This is a genomic window from Vescimonas sanitatis, from assembly GCF_049060325.1.
GTDB classification, from domain to species: domain Bacteria; phylum Bacillota; class Clostridia; order Oscillospirales; family Oscillospiraceae; genus Vescimonas; species Vescimonas sanitatis.
In genome coordinates, this window is record NZ_JBMGPW010000004.1 from 222,124 (window position 1) to 237,797 (window position 15,674).

Sequence of the window (15,674 nt, forward strand, 5' to 3'; positions counted from 1 at the left end):
AGGGCCGTATGGAACAGAGAATTCAAAAAGCCTGCGCCTCCGCGCCGAAAACGTGGCTGTGGCAGCTGCTGGCGGCCTTCATCGTGGCCTGCCTGCTGGCGTGGTCCGGCACGGCCGTACAGACCAGCAACCCCACCAGCAACGGGCTGGAGGTAGCCGGGAATATCATCTCCGGCATCTTCCATCCCTCCGCCAAGCTGCTGTTCACACTGGGCACCAACGGTGTGCCTTATCTGCTGCTGGAGACGTTCTGCATCGCCTTTCTGGGCACCATCGTGGGCGCGGTGATCTCGCTGCCCCTGTCGTTTATCTCCGCCAGCAATCTGGTCCCCAAGCCGCTGGCGCTGGTGGGACGCATTCTGATCGCCGCTATCCGCACCGTTCCCGCCTTTGTCTACGGCCTGATGTTCATCCGCGTCACCGGCCCCGGCCCCTTCGCAGGCCTGCTGACCATGTCCCTGTGCTCCATCGGCATGGTGTCCAAGATGTTTATCGAGAGCATCGAGGACCTGGACAAGCGCATCCTGGAGTCGTTGGACGCCGCGGGCTGCACCACGTTCCAGAAGATCCGCTACGGCATTCTGCCGCAGCTGACGGCGGACTTCACCTCCACCATCATCTACCGCTTCGACATGAACCTGCGCGACGCCACGGTGCTGGGCCTGGTGGGCGCGGGCGGTATCGGCGCGCCGCTGATCTTCGCCATGAGCGCCTATCGCTGGAACGAGGTGGGCGCGATCCTGCTGGGCCTGATCGTGCTGGTGCTGATCATCGAGTGGATATCCTCCCGGATCCGTATCAAGCTGGCACGGGGGTGAGCCGATGGACACAAAACGCTTTACCATCTACTTCACCTCTGACCTCCATGGTTATATCTATCCCACCGACTACCGCAGCCGGCAGGAGAGGAATATCGGTCTGTTCAAGTGTGCCAGCCAGTTTCATAAGGACGGGAACACGCTGGTCATCGACGGCGGCGATATCCTGCAGGGCTCGCCGCTGGGTGCCTACTGCCATGACACATTGGGCGACGCCAGCCGGTTCGCCGAGATAATGAACCGCTGCGGCTACGACTATGTGACCCTGGGCAACCACGACTTCAACTACGGCATGGACTATCTGGACAGCTATCTCAACGCTCTGCACGCCCGCTGCGTCTGCGAGAATGTCCGCTGGGACGGCGCCCGCGTGCGCTTCCCTGCCCGTATCCACACGCTGGAGAACGGCCTGCGGATCGGCATCGTGGGCATCGTCACCGACTACGTGAACATCTGGGAGAAGCCGGAGCACCTGTCCGGCATCACTATCAGCGACCCTATCCCCGCCGCGCGTGCGGCGCTGGAATCCCTGCGGGGCCGGGTGGATGTGACGCTGTGCATTTATCACGGCGGCTTCGAGAGAGATCTGGCCACCGGCCGCGTGCTGTCCACCACCCATGAGAACGTGGCCTACCGCCTGTGCCAGGAGCTGGACTTTGACCTTCTGCTGACAGGGCACCAGCACATGACCGTCCACGGGCAGACGCTGTGCGGTACTTTCGTGGTGCAGCCCACCGACCGGGGACAGGAATTCTTGCACATCGAGGCGGCCATATCCGAAACGGGCAAGCGCTTCACCAGCGAGACGATCCCCGCATCCGGTGCATGCCGCCGGGAGTGGCTGGACGAGTTCGCCGGCATGGAGCGCGGCGCCCAGGACTGGCTGGATCAGGTGGTGGGCCATCTGCCGCAGCCTCTGATGCCGGACACGCCGCTGCACATGGCGGCCGGAGGCAGCGGCCTCCCCGATCTGTTCAACGCGGTGCAGCTTTGGGCCAGCGGCGCGCAGCTGTCCGCCTCCAGCCTGGCCAACGACGCGGCGGGGCTCCCGCGGGTGGTGCGGCGGCGCGATCTGCTGATCGCCTACCCCTACACCAACACGCTGTCGGTGCTGGAGATCACCGGCGCCGTCCTGCGGCAGGCGATGGAGCGCAGCGCGGCATACTTTACCCGGAACGACGACGGCACCCTGCGGGTGTCGGACTGCTTCCTGGAGCCGAAGGTGGAGCATTACAACTATGACTACTACATGGGCGTGTCCTACACCTACGATATCTCCCGCCCGGTGGGGCAGCGGGTCGCTGCCATGACCGTGCAGGGAAAGCCCGTGGCGGATACCGATGTGTTCACCATCTGCCTGAACAGCTACCGCGCCAGCGGCACCGGCGGGTATGACTGCTATGTGGGCTGCCCCGTGGTGCGGGAGATCGGCACGGAAATGTCCGATCTGATCCTGGACTACTTCAAGCAGTACGGCGACGCCATGCCGGAGCGCCGCGGCGATTTTCAGGTCCTTCCGCCTGTGCGGAGCGAGGGATAAGCGCCGCTGCGTCTCGGACAAACCGCTGCCGTTTTACAACGCTTCCTGTGCTCCAAAAGCCCCGGGACCTTTTCGGCCCCGGGGCTTTTTTGGCGTGCGTCACTGACTCGAATTCAAAATTTGCAAAGCAAAAAACCTCGGAACCCTTGTGGTTCCGAGGTTTTCGTGGTGCGCGGTACAGGACTCGAACCTGTGACCCCATGCACGTCAAGCATGTGCTCTACCAGCTGAGCTAACCGCGCAGACAACGATAGTATATTACCCTATCAACCCCGGTTTGTCAACACTTTTCTTGCCTTTCCCGCGGAAATTTGCTATACTCACGGGGAAAGACTGTGAAAAGGGGATGATCCCATGGAAAAGATCGCGCTGGTGACCGGCTCCTCCCGGGGCATCGGACGGGCGGTGGCCCGCCGCTTGGCCGCCGAGGGCTACGCCGTGTGCGTCAACTACCGGGAGCGGCAGGACTGCGCCATGTCACTGGTGGCGGAGATCAGCGCCGCCGGCGGCCGCGCCATGGCCGTGCAGGCGGACGTGGCGCACCGGGTGCAGGTGAACGAGATGGTGCGGCGGGTGGAGGGCGAGCTCGGCCCCGTGTCGCTGCTGGTGAACAATGCGGGCGTGGCGGGACAGGCGCTGTTCCAGGACATCACCGACGCCCTGTGGCACCGGTATTTCGCCGTGAACGTGGACGGGGCGTTCCACACCATACAGGCGGTGCTGCCCCATATGCTCCGCGAACACGCCGGGTGCATCGTCAACGTGTCCTCCATCTGGGGCCTGCGGGGCGCCAGCTGCGAGGTGACGTACTCTGCCACCAAGGGCGCGCTGATCGCGCTGACGCGGTCGCTGGCGTCGGAGCTGGCGCCAACGGGCATCCGGGTCAACTGCGTTGCGCCGGGTGTCATCAAGACCGATATGCTGGGCGCTCTGCCGCCGGAGGTACTCCCCCAGCTGGCGCAGGAGACGCCGCTGGGCCGTCTGGGCACGCCGGAGGACATCGCCGCCGCTGTCAGCTTCCTGGCGGACGAGAAGGCGTCGTTCATCACCGGGCAGGTGCTCACCTGCGACGGAGGATTTATATTGTGACCGCGAAAACGCAGCCCGCCTCGAAAGAGGCGGGCTGCTTCGTTATATATGTCCCTCCGGGAGGGGCTGGGTGTGGAGCATCACCCGGCCGAAGCAGGTGAGGCTGCGGCCGCTGCCCCGGTGGAATATCACGTCCATATCCGAGCGCTTCCGGTTCAGGGAGAACAGGTATACCATACCCAGCGGATCCCGGTAGTACTGCTTGCACAGCATATCGCCGTCCACGCAGAAGATGCCCACGTCGCCGCTTTGCACCGGGTCGTGGTTCACGTAGACCACGGCGCCGTCGGCGATGACCGGCGCCATGGAGTCGCCCTGTATCCGCACGGCCAGCTCCGCACCGGGCGGTACGTCGCCGGTGACCGGTATCAGCTCATAGTCCTCGCCGAACACCGGGGCGGCAAAGCCCGCGGCGGCGGGTGATGTGTACAGCGGGATGACCCGCCTCTCGGCGGCGGGTGCGGCGGCGCGCAGGTCGTCAGTCATTTCGGTCAGCGCGTCCACCAGCGTGTGGACGGTCTGGCGCCCGGACAGGGGCAGATCCCGGTATTTGGCCAGCAGACGGCGCTCCTCGTCACTGTGGCCGCCGGAGGCGGCGCGGTAGCTGCCCCGGTACAGATAGTTGGGCTCAGCCTCCAGCGCGTCAAACAGCCGCAGGAGCACCTCCTCCTTGGGGGCGCTGATGCCCGTCTCGTAGTTGCCCACGGCGGATACGGACACTCCCAGTCGGTCGGCCAGCGCCTGCCGGGTCAGCCCCAGCTCCTCCCGCCGCCGCCGCATTTGTTCACCAAAAGACACGCCGCGCACCTCCTCGACAAATACAGACTGCTTTTGACAGTATACTACGCTGGATTTTTGGTTTTGTCAAGGGATAATCACAAGAAACTTGTGATTTTTGACTTGACATCACAAGTTTCTTGTGATACAGTAGCGTCATCAACAAGTTTCTTGGTTTTGAAAGGGGGTTGTCACAAGAATGCTGTGGCGTGGAGGAGGTGGATACAAACGGCGGCAGAGGGGGCGGCAAAAAACGAAAAGAGCACGCCGGAGCGTGCTCTTTTGCGGCGGGCTGGGCCGCTTCTCTCGGGGCGTGCACATGATAGGTACCGCGGCGTTGACAATAAAAATACCGACCGCCTGAAGGGCTGATCGGTATTTTTGGTGGGGGATGGTGGATTCGAACCACCGAAGGCATTGCCAGCAGATTTACAGTCTGTCCCCTTTGGCCACTCGGGAAATCCCCCAAATATACGGGTATTCAATTGGAGCTGGTGGACGGATTCGAACCCCCGACCTGCTGATTACAAATCAGCTGCTCTACCAGCTGAGCTACACCAGCATCTCACCAGCGAACCGTATTATACCAGAGCTTTCCCTCAATGTCAACAAGAAAGTTTATCAGGAAACAGAAAATTTATCGCTTTAAAGTTATACAGCTTTCACAAAAGAACCATGCAGAACAACGAAAGAGGGGGATCGCATATGACATTATCACAACTTTCCGTACAGTACGACGCCAGCGCCGCGCTGGTGGCCGGGCGGCTGGCGCAGCTGCGCCTGGCCCTGCGTACCACCGGCGATCAGGAGGAGGCCCGGCGTCTGCGCCGCCGGATCGCGGAGCTGCGGCCCATGCTGGAGCAGTGCCGCCGCCTGACCCAACTGACGGCCCGCTACTACGACAGGAGCTTCTGCGGCTATGGCGAGTACCGTATATGACCCCATGGATCGGGCGGGTCTTGAGTTCTGGCTCCACACCCAGGCCGGGGACAACAGCGAACGCCGCCGTCGGCTGCTGCGGAACCTGCCCAAGGCTGTGGCGGCGGAGCTGACGCCCCGCCAGCGGGAGGTCCTGGCGCTGTACATGGAGAGGGACATGAACGTGACCCAGATCGCGGCGGTGCTGGGCGTCAACAAGTCCACGGTGTCCCGTTCACTGCACCGGGCGCTCCGCAGACTGGAGCGCTGCCTGCGATATAGCTTTTGATCCGCGGCGGAACGAGAAGTGCTTGACATTTCCCGTTCCGCCACATACTATATACGTACCGTATACGTACCATATATGTATCACCTACGTATCCTGCCGGTATTACTGACATTACCATGGAAGAAAAGGAGTATCGCTCCATGTATCAGAAACTCATGCACAACAAGAGCCTGCGCCTGATCGGCGGTCTGCTGGGCGGCCTGCTGCTCAGCGTGGCCATCAACGTGTTCATCGTGCCTCAGGGCCTCTACGGCGGCGGGGCCTACGGCCTGTGCCAGGTGATCCGTACCCTTCTGCAGCGGGAGCTGTCTCTCTCCCTGCCCTTCGACCTGGCCGGTGTACTGTATTTCTTCGTGAACATTCCCTTGTTCCTGCTGGCCTACAAGGCCCTAGGCCGGGAGTTTTTCTGGAAGGCAGCGATCTGCACCGTCTGCAACTCTGTCTTTCTGGCGGTCATTCCCTCGCCGTCCACGCCGGTCATTCCGGATATCCTCACCAGCTGTATGGTAGGCGGCATCCTGGCGGGTTTTGCCTCTGGATTGGTGCTGACCTGCGGCTGCTCCACCGGCGGCCTGGACATCCTGGGGCTGTATCTCAGCAAGAAGGGCAGCCGCTTCACCGTGGGTCGGTTCTCCATTTTCTTCAACGCGCTGCTGTACACCCTGTGCTTCTTCCTGTTCGACGCCACCACCGCGATCTACTCCGCTATATATAATGTGCTGAGCAGCCTGTTTCTGGACCGTATCCACCGGCAGAATGTTACGGTACAGCTGCTGATCTTCACCAAGAAGAACGACCCCCAGCTGCCCCGCTACATCATGGAGCAGTTGGACCGGGGCGTTACCAGCTGGACGGGCCGGGGCGGCTGGACCGGCGACGAGGTGCAGGTGCTCTGTGTCTGCCTGTCCAAGTATGAGATCGACACCCTGCAGGATGTTCTGCGCCGGGTGGACCCGGATGCCTTCTACATCGTGCAGGAGGGCGTCCATGCCGGCGGCAATTTCGAGCGCCACCTGGGGTGACAGTAACCGAAAAAATCACAAAACACCATCCCACGGGATGGTGTTTTTTTCTTACCTTTTCAGGAAATTGCGGATGTGAAGGCGGCAACGTTTCCAATTTGTCCGCTGATAAAAAACGAAACCGGCGCAAACCGTTCTTACAGGCGGGACAGCGCCTCGTAAAACAAAAAAAACGGCAAGTGTCGGTAACGTTTTCAAACTACCACATTTTTTTGCACAAATCAACCAAAAATTTATACAAACTTAATGTTCAAAAATTGTTCATTTTGCGGCTTGAAAGTTGAAAAACACCGGCGTATAGTAATGATGTTATTAGTGGGCGGGCGTGTTTGTTTGCTAAAAAACAGGAAATGCAACTTTTCCGGTATAAATATTTCGCAGTTTTAATTGCGAAAGGAACGATGAACCACGTCCTGAATGCTAAGAAATCGTTATGAAAAGGGAGGAGCCGCTATGACCCGACAGGAAGCCGTCGACCGTTTGTGCGATGTGTACGCCGGCAGCTATGATGTGACCCGCTGCGAAGAGAACGAGCACGCCTTGGCCGCCACGATGGATTTCTACGCCACCGCCGAGAAGTACGTGCTCTCCAAAAAGGCCAAGCTCTGGCAGGCCAACAGCTTTGAATATGTGTACCTTTTCAATGTTCCCCATCTGACGAAGGAGATATATGAAAGGTGCGAAAAGCTGGCCTACGAACAGGGTATGGCCCGCATCCAGCCAAACTCCACCCATATGTATACCTATATCACCGCGCTGTTTGTCTGTGACAGCTGCGACGAAGACGCCCGCAAGGCACTGAAGCGCTGCAAGCTCTACAAGAGCTTCAAGCTGTCCTACTGGGGCTGGATGGACTTTCATACCGGGCTGGTGGTGCTGCCTGAGGAAAAGATCAGCACCAATGCCAGCGGACATAGTGCAGCACAGGTTTTCGAAAGAGGCCTGTTTCATAAGCAAAAGAAATCGCTATTCAGAAAGGAGAGAGCTGTATGAATGCTGCGTTGTTCCTTATTATTGGCTGCGCTGTCCTGGTCGTAGGTTATATCTTCTACGGCGGCTGGCTGGCCAAGAAGTGGGGCGTGGATAACTCCCGTCCGACTCCTGCCCATACCATGGAGGATGGCAAGGATTATTGTCCTGCCAAGGCTCCCGTGCTGATGGGTCACCATTTCTCCTCTATCGCCGGTGCCGGCCCCATCAACGGCCCCATTCAGGCCGCTGTGTTCGGTTGGGTCCCCGTTATGCTGTGGGTCCTGATCGGCGGTATCTTCTTCGGCGGCGTGCATGACTTCGGCGCCCTGTTCGCCTCCATTCGCCACAAGGGCGAGTCCATCGGTGAGGTCATCGGCGACGCCATCGGCGCCAAGGCCAAGAAGCTGTTCATCACCTTCGCTTACCTGACTTTGATCCTGGTGGTGGCGGCATTCGCCTCCATCGTGGCCAACACCTTCAAGGCCACCTACACCGCTGACGGCGCTGTGGACTATGCGGCTTCCGCTGCCAATGCCTCCACCGCCATCATCTCCATCATGTTCATCCTGATGGCCATTCTGTTCGGCTTCTTTGTCTATCGCCGCAACGCGCCTCTGGGCATTTCCACGGTCATCGGCGTCATCGGCATCGTGGTCTGCATGATCATCGGCCTGAACTGGCATCCCATCTATCTGAACTACACCGTGTGGATGATCATTGTCGGTCTGTACATCGGCGTTGCTTCCGTCACCCCCGTTTGGATCCTGCTGCAGCCCCGTGACTACCTGAGCTCCTTCCTGCTGTACGGCATGATGATCCTGGCTGTCGTGGGCATCGTCGGCTGCTCCCCCACCGTGGATATGCCCGCGTTTACCGGGTTCTATGATACCCTGGCTCCCAGCGGCACGTCCCTGGGCTATATGTTCCCTGCACTGTTCGTGACCATCGCCTGCGGCGCTGTGTCCGGCTTCCACTCCCTGGTGGGCTCCGGTACCACGTCCAAGCAGCTGGATCAGGAGAAGGACGCCAAGCCCATCGCCTATGGCGGTATGCTGATCGAGTGCGCTCTGGCTCTGATCTCCGTCTGCGCTGTTGGTTACATCTGGAACCAGTATGCTGACGGCACCACCACGACGCCTACCGTCGTGTTTGCCACCGGTCTGGCCTCCATGTTCTCCAAGGTGTTCGGCTCCGGCTGCTACAACGTGGTGTACTCCATGCTGATCCTGGCCGTGTCCGCCTTCTGCCTGACCTCTGTGGATACCGCCACCCGTCTGGCCCGCTATATGTTCGCTGAGTTCTTTGTCGAGCCCGGCAAGACCCGCGAGGATCTGACCGGCTGGAAGCGCGTTATCACCAACCCCTATGTGGCTACCGGTATCACCGTGGTGGCTGGCGTGGCTCTGGGTCTGACCGGCTATGCCAAGATCTGGGCTCTGTTCGGCGCTGCCAACCAGCTGCTGGCTGCTCTGGGTCTGCTGGCTGTGTGCTGCTGGCTGGGCAAGATCGGCCGCAACAACAAGATGTTCTACTTCCCCATGTTCTTCATGCTGATCGTGACCCTGACCTCCCTGGTGTTCACCATCAAGGCTCAGATCGTCGGCATCATGGCCGGTGGTCAGGGTGTGGTGTGGTTCTACATCCGTGGTATCATCGGCGTGCTGCTGGTGATTCTGGCCATCGATCTGGTGGTGGAGGGCATCCGCGCTCTCGGCCGCAACAAGAAGGCTGCTCAGGCCGCAGAGTAAATCGCTTATCAGGAGCGTTCGCCCCTGCGTAAGCAGACGGCGCCGTTTCTTCCCTGATATCATTTTCTCCTCACAAAAAGCACAGGCTCCGGCATTCGCCGGAGCCTTTTGCTGTATTCTTCGCAGAAGAAAGCAGCCCCCGGCGCTGCCGGGGACTGCTTTTCAGTCATTCACATCGTAGAAAATTCGCTCGCCGGCCTCGGCCAGCCCCAGCTGGTCGCGGGCCAGGTCCTTGATGAACTCCTCGTCGTCCTTCTTGGCCAGGTCAGACTCCAGCGCCTGGTTCTCCTGCGTCTGCTGCTGCAGCTGTCTCTCCAGCGCGGCCTGCTGCTGCGCGGCCTCGTTCAGCCGCTTGCCCACCCGGATCAGCTCCACGCCTAAAAACACCACCAGCGCGAGAATGACCAGCAGCAATATGGGATTTGTCCGGTGCTTCTTTGCGTGCGCCTGCCCTTTCTGCATGGCGTTCCGCCTCCTTTTCCGCAGCGCGCTTTTTTCTTATCATAACGCACTTCCGACAAAAAATAAAGGCTTTTTTCGCCGCCGCCGTAAATTTTTTCACCGGCCACCACAGCAGCCGGCCTGTGCCCGCGGCGGCGCTGAGCCAGAAGTCCCAGAGCGGACGCATCAGCGGCGAGAGCGCCAGCAGATACACCGCCGCGCCCAGGCCCATGGCGGTCAGCATGATCAGCCGCAGCTCGCCCTGCCCTACCCGCAGGGCGTACCACAGCAGGGCCGGAGCGACCAGCAGCAGAAACGCCGCGTCCAGCCCATGGGTCAGCCGCCGGTCCCGCCGACGGCGCAGCCGCACCAGCCGCAGCAGGTCATAGACGGCCCCGGCCGCCGCGCCCAGGGCCGCTGCGGTCAGGTACGAACGCAGCTGCTCGGAGACAACGGTCCCCACCTCAGCCGAACAGGCGGCTGAACAGCCCGCCGCCCCGGACCTCCGGCGCATCCTCATAGGTCAGCGCGTCGATGCGCCCGTCCACGTGCAGCTCGCCGCCATCCAGGCTCAGCTTGCCGATGTGCAGGCTCTCTCCGCTGACCACCAGCACGCCCGCGCCGGTACGCAGCACGATGCACTGGTCGTCGAAGCGCTCCACGTCCTCTACGCCGGAGACGGTGAGCTTCTCCCGCCCCTCCAGCTGTAAGCGGTGGGCGGTGGCAGGATCGGTGATATCATACGGCATAAAAAGTCCCCTCCTACGATACGGTTTTCGCGCCCCGGCCCTGTGCCGGGATGCGTTTTTTACCATCGTATGAGGGGGCTTGTTCTTTTATGCCGGGTTTGTCCTCAGACCTCTTTATACATGGCCGCAGCCGCGTCTTTGCCCACGTTCTCGGTGACGGACACTACCTCAACCGTCAGCGTTCTTGCACCGAAACGGATCGCGATCACATCGCCCACCTTCACGTCGTAGGATGCCCGCTGTACCCGGCCGTTGACGGTGACACGCTCGGCGTCGCAGGCCTCATTGGCCACGGTGCGGCGCTTGATGAGCCGCGAGACCTTCAGATATTTGTCCAAACGCATGGGGTCCCTCCTATAAGAAAGGCTGGTGTGTCGCCACACCAGCCTTTGCATACGTCAGCTTACTCTGCCACGGCGTCCTTCAGGGCCTTGCCGGCCTTGAAAGCGGGGATCTTGGTAGCGGCGATCTGCACGGGCGTCTTGGTGCGGGGATTGAGGCCGGTGCGGGCAGCGCGCTTCTTGGTCTCGAAGGAACCAAAGCCCACCAGCTGGATCTTCTCGTCAGCCTTCAGGGTCTCGGTGATGGTGTTCAGAACGGCGTTGACGGCAGCGTCAGAGTCCTTCTTGGACAGGCCGGTCTTCTCAGCGACAGCGGCGATCAGTTCAGTCTTATTCATGTTATTTCCTCCCAAAAATTTTCGTTGGTAATTGCCGCAATGGGCGGCTATCCTAAAACGATGTTGTATCGCATTAAGAACATTCTTTGGCTCCGTTCCACAGGGCGGTCATCTCCTCCAGCGTCATGTCGGACAGGCTGCGGCCCTCTGCGGCCGCGGCCTCCTCCATCGCGCGGAAGCGGCGAATGAATTTTTCACAGGTGCCGTTGACAGCTGTTTCCGGGTCCACGCCGCAGAAGCGACCCACCTTTACGGAGGCGAACAGTACGTCGCCCAGCTCCTCCTCGACATTGGTGCCGGCGCGTACCGCCTGCCGCAGCTCGGCAGTCTCCTCGTCCAGCTTGTCCAGCGCGCCGGAGACGTCGCGCCAGTCGAAGCCCGCCTCCGCAGCCTTCTTCTGTATCTTCTCCGCCCGCCACAGACCTGGCAGACTGCGGGCCACGGCATCCAGCGCATCGGCAGTGGTTTTCTGGCCCTTCTCCTGCCGCTTCAGCTGCTCCCAGCTGGCGGGCACAGTGTCTGCCGTTTCCGCCTGACCATCGCCGAACACGTGGGGGTGGCGGTACAGCAGCTTTTTTACCACGCCGTCGCATACGTCATCCATGTCAAAGCGCCCGGCGTCGGCCTCAATGCCGGCGTGGAACACCACCTGCATGAGCACGTCGCCCAGCTCTTCCTTCAGCAGTGCGGCGTTGTCCGTATCGATGGCCTCGGCGGCCTCGTAGGCCTCCTCCAGCATTCCTCGGCGGATGGACTGGTGGGTCTGCACCCGGTCCCAGGGACAGCCCTCCGGCGAACGGAGCAGCCGGATGATCTCCAGCAGGTCTTCGTAGCCATAGCGTGGTTTCCTTGTAAAATTTATCATACTTACGCTCCTATTGCAAGAGGTTTTCCACTGCAACTGGGGAAAAGTTCGCTGCATTTCAGGAATTTTACCGCAAATGCAGCCGGTCAGCCAGTTTTTCCCCTTTCGGCAGGGTCTGAAGATCCTGCCGCGTCACGGCGCCGATGGCCAGCGCCAGCACCACGTATACAACGGCGGCCAGCAGCACCGCCGGCAGTACCGCCCATCTCTCGGGCAGAAGGCGGCAGAACAGGCCATAGCCGGACCGGGCCGCCAGCGCCATCACCGCCGTCAGAAGAACGGGCTTGGCAAACAGGGAGATATACCCCGGACGCTCCGGTACCAGCCGTGCGATGGCTGCCAGGTTGATGACCGCGATCAGCGCGTAGCAGTACAGTGTGCTCACCGCGGCGCCCCGAATGCCCGTGGCGGGATCGCCCACCATCAGGTAGTTGGTGACGATCTTCAGTATGCCGCCGCAGAGGAGGGAGATCACCGGCAGCAGCGGGTGACCGTAGGCCTGCAGGACGCCGTTGGTGGCCACCATCAGGCATACGAACACACAGGCCAGACCCAGGAACGTCAGGTGATAGGCCGCCGCCTCGGCGGTTTCCGGCACCGCGGGATAGAGCAGGTGCAGGATAGGCCCCGCCAGCACCGACAGTCCCACGCCGGAGGGCAGGGCCGCCAGCACCGTCAGCTTCAGCGCCGCCCCGGCCGCTATTCCGGCAGCAGTGCGGTCGCGGCGGGTCAGCGCGGCGGATACCGCCGGCATCAGGCTTACCGATAGGGGATAGATAAATGACGGCGGCAGCATGAACAGTGTCATGCCGAAGGTGTATTCGCCATACAGGGCGGTGGTCTCCGCCGTTGTATAGCCAAGCGTGTCCCGCAGGGTGGCCGTCACCAGCGCCTGGTCCAGCAGGGTGATCAGGCTCATGCCCGCCGCGCCCACGGTGATGGGTATGCCGGTCCGCAGCAGCTCCCGCAGTACGCGGCTGCTCGCCGGGGGTACGTCGCGCACTTCCGGCAGTGCGGCCCGCCGGGGCAGCAGCAGGGCGGTGACCAGCAGGCCCAGGCCCGCCCCGGCGGTGACACCGCCGATGGCCCCGGCGGCGCACAGGTCCGTCCCCGCACCCTGCCGCAGCAGGTACAGGCACAGCCCCAGCCCGATGAGCAGCTTGCCGGCGGACTCCGCCACCTGTCCGGCGGCGGTAGGCACCATATCGCCCAGCCCCTGGGAATAGCCCCGCAGCGCCGCCGACAGGCATACCAGCAGCACCGCCGGCCCCAGCGTCCGCAGGGCCGGGGCCGCGTCCGGATCATGGAGCGCGGCGGCCAGGGCCTCCGGCAGCAGGCACATAACGGCAGAGCACACCAGCCCCAGCGCCGCCAGCAGGGCCAGGCCCAGGTGCAGGCAGCGCCGCACGGCGCCATAGCGCCGCTGGGCGGCGGCACGGGACACCATGCGGCTCAGGGCCACCGGCAGCCCCGCTGTGGACAGCACCAGCAGCAGACTGTAAATGTTGTACGCGGCGTAGAAATGCGCCATGCCCTCCCGGTCCAGCAGGTTCCCCAGCGGGATCTTGTACAGGGCACCCAGCAGCTTTGTCACCGCCACAGCCCCGGCCAGAATGGCCGCGCCGCCCATGAAGTTTTGCCGCCGGTGGGTCATGGTGCCTCCTTATCTCACCGCCCCATCTCCTGATGGAAGCGGCGGAACGCCTCTAAATTCTCCGTCAGCTTTTCCGGCCGCTGGATATACTCCAGCGGGAATTTGGGGTGGAACACGCGCTCGATGCGGTTCCGCTTTGCGTCCACCATCTTGGTGGAGCCGCCTGCGCCCAGGGACAGGATGCTGTGCAGCTCCTCCATGATGTAGATATTATACAGGCCCTCCGCCCCGGATATGCACCAGCCTACATTCTCAAAGCTGCCGGACATATATTTCTGGCGGTAGAGGTAATAGGGGGCGAAGCCCTTTTCCCGCAGCGCCGGGTCGGCATAGTCCAGCATGGCCGCCACGTCCTCCGCCGAGGGAATGGGCAGGCCCTCCAGCAGGATGCGGCTGCCCTTCTTCAGACTCAGGGTGTGCACGGTGATGTTGTCCGCGCCGAAGGTCAGGCACGTATCCAACGTCCGGCGAAAGCCCTCCGGCGTGTCGGCGGGCAGCCCGGCGATCAGGTCCATGTTCACATGGGGAAAGCCCATGGACGTGGCCAGCTCCATGGCCTTTTCGATATCCTCCGGGCTGTGCTTCCGGCCGATGGCGGAGAGCACCCGGGGCTCCAGCGACTGGGGATTTACGCTGATCCGGTCCGCACCGTGATCCAGCAGCACCTGCAGCTTCTCCCGGTCGATGGTGTCCGGCCGTCCCGCCTCGATGCAGTATTCCACGCAGTCGGACAGGTCGAAATTCCGGTTCACCGCCGTCAGCAGCGCATCCATTTGACTGGCGGACAGGGTGGTGGGCGTGCCGCCGCCCATGTAGAACGACTTGATCCGCAGGCCTGCCTCCTTCACCATGCGGCCCGCGGCCTCCACCTCCGCCGTCAGCGCCGCCAGATACGGCTCCATCAGCTTAAAGGATTTTTCCACCGACGCCGACACGAAGCTGCAATAGGCGCAGCGGGTGGGGCAGAAGGGGATGCCGATGTACAGAGAGATGTCCTCGGGGCGCAGGTCGCTCCTGGCCTTCAGGCCCGCCTCGGCGCTCTCCAGCGCCAGACGCCGCCGCGCCGGGGAGACACAGTATGTGTCCCGCAGCACCCGGTCCGCCTGGGCGGGGGTCATGCCGTCCTCCAGCATGGTCCGCACCAGCTTGGCCGGGCGGATGCCCGTCAGCGCGCCCCAGCTGGGCGTCACGCCGGTGACGTCCCGGGCCGCCCGGAAAAAGGACAGCTTCAGCGCACGCTGACGCAGGCGTTCCCGTTCGTATGCGTCGGAAACGCCTGCGGTCCGAACGCGGGCCTCGCCCCGCGCCGTTTTGCCGCCATAGGTCAGTGTCGTGACCCCGGTGGCATATACATTGCCCTCATGCAGTGTGACCTCCGCGTGGCTGTCCCCGTCCTCGCCCTCATATACCGGGCGCTCCTCCGGGAAAAAGGCCAGCAGGCTCTGCTCGATGGCGTAGCGGTCCTCGTGACCGCGCAGGTTCAGCTTCATTGCGCCGTCCCCTGCCGCATATAGGGGTTCATGCGGCGCTCAAAGTCCAGCGTCGTTTCCCGGTCATGGCCGGGCAGGACCCGCCAGTCGCTCTCCAGCGCCGCCAGACGGCCCAGGGAGGCGAGCATCTTGGGATAGCTGCCGCCGGGGAAGTCGCATCGTCCGCAGGAGCAGCGGAACAGGGTATCCCCGGCAAAGATCACGTGCTCCCGGTCCAACAGCAGACACACGGAGCCCTCGGAGTGGCCCGGTGTCTCCATGACCCGCAGGGACAGCCTGCCCAGGGGCAGCACGTCGCCCTCCTTATAATACCGCTGGTGCTGTTCGTCCACCCGGGTGAACAGCAGCTCGCCGCCCCGCCCGGTCACACTGTCCTTCTCGTGGATGTACACCGGTACGTCCGGGTATCTCTCCAGCAGGGGCCGCACGGCGGAGGTGTGGTCAAAGTGCCCGTGGGTCAGCAGGATGTACTTGAGTGCGCAGCCGCTTTGGCGCACCAGCTGCTCCACCCGGGAGGCATCGTCGCCGGGATCGATCAGGGCACAGACCTTCGCGTCCTCGTCGCACAGCAGGTAGCAGTTGGTCATGATAGGGCCCACTTGCAGTGTTTTGATGGTCATGGC

At 62.1% G+C, this 15,674-nt stretch carries 17 protein-coding genes, 3 tRNA genes and 1 pseudogene; 8 read left to right on the forward strand and 13 right to left on the reverse strand.

The annotated features are described in order from the left end of the window. Positions 1-8: 8 nt before the first annotated feature. Entirely contained in the window at positions 9-818 is an 810-nt protein-coding gene (phnE, locus tag ACOMDU_RS06960; protein ID WP_421129686.1) for a phosphonate ABC transporter, permease protein PhnE, read from the forward strand. Positions 819-822: 4 nt separating this feature from the next. Further along, a complete protein-coding gene (locus tag ACOMDU_RS06965) occupies positions 823-2,358 on the forward strand; it encodes a bifunctional metallophosphatase/5'-nucleotidase (protein WP_421129687.1) in 1,536 nt (511 codons plus the stop codon). Between the two features lie 166 nt (positions 2,359-2,524). Here the strand turns inward: ACOMDU_RS06965 and ACOMDU_RS06970 are convergent. Continuing rightward, a tRNA-Val gene (locus ACOMDU_RS06970) sits at positions 2,525-2,600 on the reverse strand. A gap of 112 nt (positions 2,601-2,712) precedes the next feature. Between ACOMDU_RS06970 and ymfI the strand changes: the two genes are divergently transcribed. Continuing rightward, the gene (gene ymfI, locus ACOMDU_RS06975) at positions 2,713-3,447 is read left to right on the forward strand and encodes an elongation factor P 5-aminopentanone reductase (RefSeq protein ID WP_421129688.1); all 735 of its coding nucleotides are present in this window, start codon (positions 2,713-2,715) and stop codon (positions 3,445-3,447) included. A 42-nt stretch (positions 3,448-3,489) separates the two neighbouring features. Here ymfI and ACOMDU_RS06980 read toward each other — a convergent pair whose 3' ends face one another. From ACOMDU_RS06980 to ACOMDU_RS06990, 3 genes are all read right to left on the reverse strand, one after another. Continuing rightward, positions 3,490-4,245: an XRE family transcriptional regulator gene (locus ACOMDU_RS06980; protein ID WP_421129689.1), complete on the reverse strand. Its 756-nt coding sequence runs from the start codon at positions 4,243-4,245 to the stop codon at positions 3,490-3,492. A 361-nt stretch (positions 4,246-4,606) separates the two neighbouring features. Beyond that, positions 4,607-4,691 (reverse strand) — tRNA-Tyr (locus tag ACOMDU_RS06985). A 19-nt stretch (positions 4,692-4,710) separates the two neighbouring features. Further along, a tRNA-Thr gene (locus tag ACOMDU_RS06990) sits at positions 4,711-4,786 on the reverse strand. Positions 4,787-4,929: 143 nt separating this feature from the next. Here ACOMDU_RS06990 and ACOMDU_RS06995 point away from each other — a divergent pair. From ACOMDU_RS06995 to ACOMDU_RS07015, 5 genes are all read left to right on the forward strand, one after another. Next, complete coding sequence (locus ACOMDU_RS06995) at positions 4,930-5,163, forward strand: hypothetical protein (protein WP_421129690.1); 234 nt, start codon at positions 4,930-4,932, stop codon at positions 5,161-5,163. Continuing rightward, positions 5,144-5,431, forward strand: a complete 288-nt coding sequence (locus ACOMDU_RS07000) for a sigma-70 family RNA polymerase sigma factor (RefSeq protein WP_022135424.1) — start codon at positions 5,144-5,146, stop codon at positions 5,429-5,431. The genes ACOMDU_RS06995 and ACOMDU_RS07000 overlap by 20 nt, the downstream gene beginning before the upstream one ends. 140 nt (positions 5,432-5,571) lie before the next feature. Beyond that, positions 5,572-6,453 (forward strand): YitT family protein, encoded by an 882-nt coding sequence (locus ACOMDU_RS07005; RefSeq protein WP_421129691.1) that lies wholly within the window; start codon positions 5,572-5,574, stop codon positions 6,451-6,453. A 453-nt stretch (positions 6,454-6,906) separates the two neighbouring features. Further along, positions 6,907-7,446: a DUF8052 family protein gene (locus ACOMDU_RS07010; protein WP_022135426.1), complete on the forward strand. Its 540-nt coding sequence runs from the start codon at positions 6,907-6,909 to the stop codon at positions 7,444-7,446. Beyond that, positions 7,443-9,173 (forward strand): carbon starvation CstA family protein, encoded by a 1,731-nt coding sequence (locus ACOMDU_RS07015; protein ID WP_421129692.1) that lies wholly within the window; start codon positions 7,443-7,445, stop codon positions 9,171-9,173. Before ACOMDU_RS07010 ends, ACOMDU_RS07015 begins: the two co-directional genes overlap by 4 nt. Before the next feature lie 162 nt (positions 9,174-9,335). Here ACOMDU_RS07015 and ACOMDU_RS07020 read toward each other — a convergent pair whose 3' ends face one another. The 9 genes and pseudogenes from ACOMDU_RS07020 to ACOMDU_RS07060 form a co-directional block, all read right to left on the reverse strand. Further along, positions 9,336-9,635, reverse strand: coding sequence for a septum formation initiator family protein (locus tag ACOMDU_RS07020; RefSeq protein ID WP_421129693.1), 300 nt, complete (start codon positions 9,633-9,635; stop codon positions 9,336-9,338). A 229-nt stretch (positions 9,636-9,864) separates the two neighbouring features. Beyond that, positions 9,865-10,134: pseudogene (gene yabQ, locus ACOMDU_RS07025) on the reverse strand (spore cortex biosynthesis protein YabQ); the annotation flags it as partial. Beyond that, positions 10,079-10,363 carry a YabP/YqfC family sporulation protein gene (locus ACOMDU_RS07030; RefSeq protein WP_421129694.1) on the reverse strand — a complete coding sequence of 95 codons (285 nt, stop codon included), beginning with the start codon at positions 10,361-10,363 and terminating at the stop codon, positions 10,079-10,081. The pseudogene yabQ and the gene ACOMDU_RS07030, both read right to left, overlap by 56 nt. 104 nt (positions 10,364-10,467) lie before the next feature. Next, positions 10,468-10,707 (reverse strand): RNA-binding S4 domain-containing protein, encoded by a 240-nt coding sequence (locus ACOMDU_RS07035; RefSeq protein WP_022135430.1) that lies wholly within the window; start codon positions 10,705-10,707, stop codon positions 10,468-10,470. Positions 10,708-10,766: 59 nt separating this feature from the next. Beyond that, positions 10,767-11,042, reverse strand: a complete 276-nt coding sequence (locus tag ACOMDU_RS07040) for an HU family DNA-binding protein (RefSeq protein WP_421129695.1) — start codon at positions 11,040-11,042, stop codon at positions 10,767-10,769. A 73-nt stretch (positions 11,043-11,115) separates the two neighbouring features. Then, entirely contained in the window at positions 11,116-11,907 is a 792-nt protein-coding gene (gene mazG / locus ACOMDU_RS07045; protein WP_421129696.1) for a nucleoside triphosphate pyrophosphohydrolase, read from the reverse strand. Positions 11,908-11,974: 67 nt separating this feature from the next. Beyond that, positions 11,975-13,561 (reverse strand): putative polysaccharide biosynthesis protein, encoded by a 1,587-nt coding sequence (locus ACOMDU_RS07050; RefSeq protein ID WP_421129697.1) that lies wholly within the window; start codon positions 13,559-13,561, stop codon positions 11,975-11,977. Between the two features lie 14 nt (positions 13,562-13,575). Further along, entirely contained in the window at positions 13,576-15,051 is a 1,476-nt protein-coding gene (gene hemZ / locus ACOMDU_RS07055; protein ID WP_421129698.1) for a coproporphyrinogen dehydrogenase HemZ, read from the reverse strand. Beyond that, on the reverse strand, positions 15,048-15,671 hold the full coding sequence (locus ACOMDU_RS07060) for an MBL fold metallo-hydrolase (protein WP_421129699.1): 624 nt from the start codon (positions 15,669-15,671) through the stop codon (positions 15,048-15,050). The genes hemZ and ACOMDU_RS07060 overlap by 4 nt, the downstream gene beginning before the upstream one ends. Positions 15,672-15,674 lie beyond the last annotated feature (3 nt).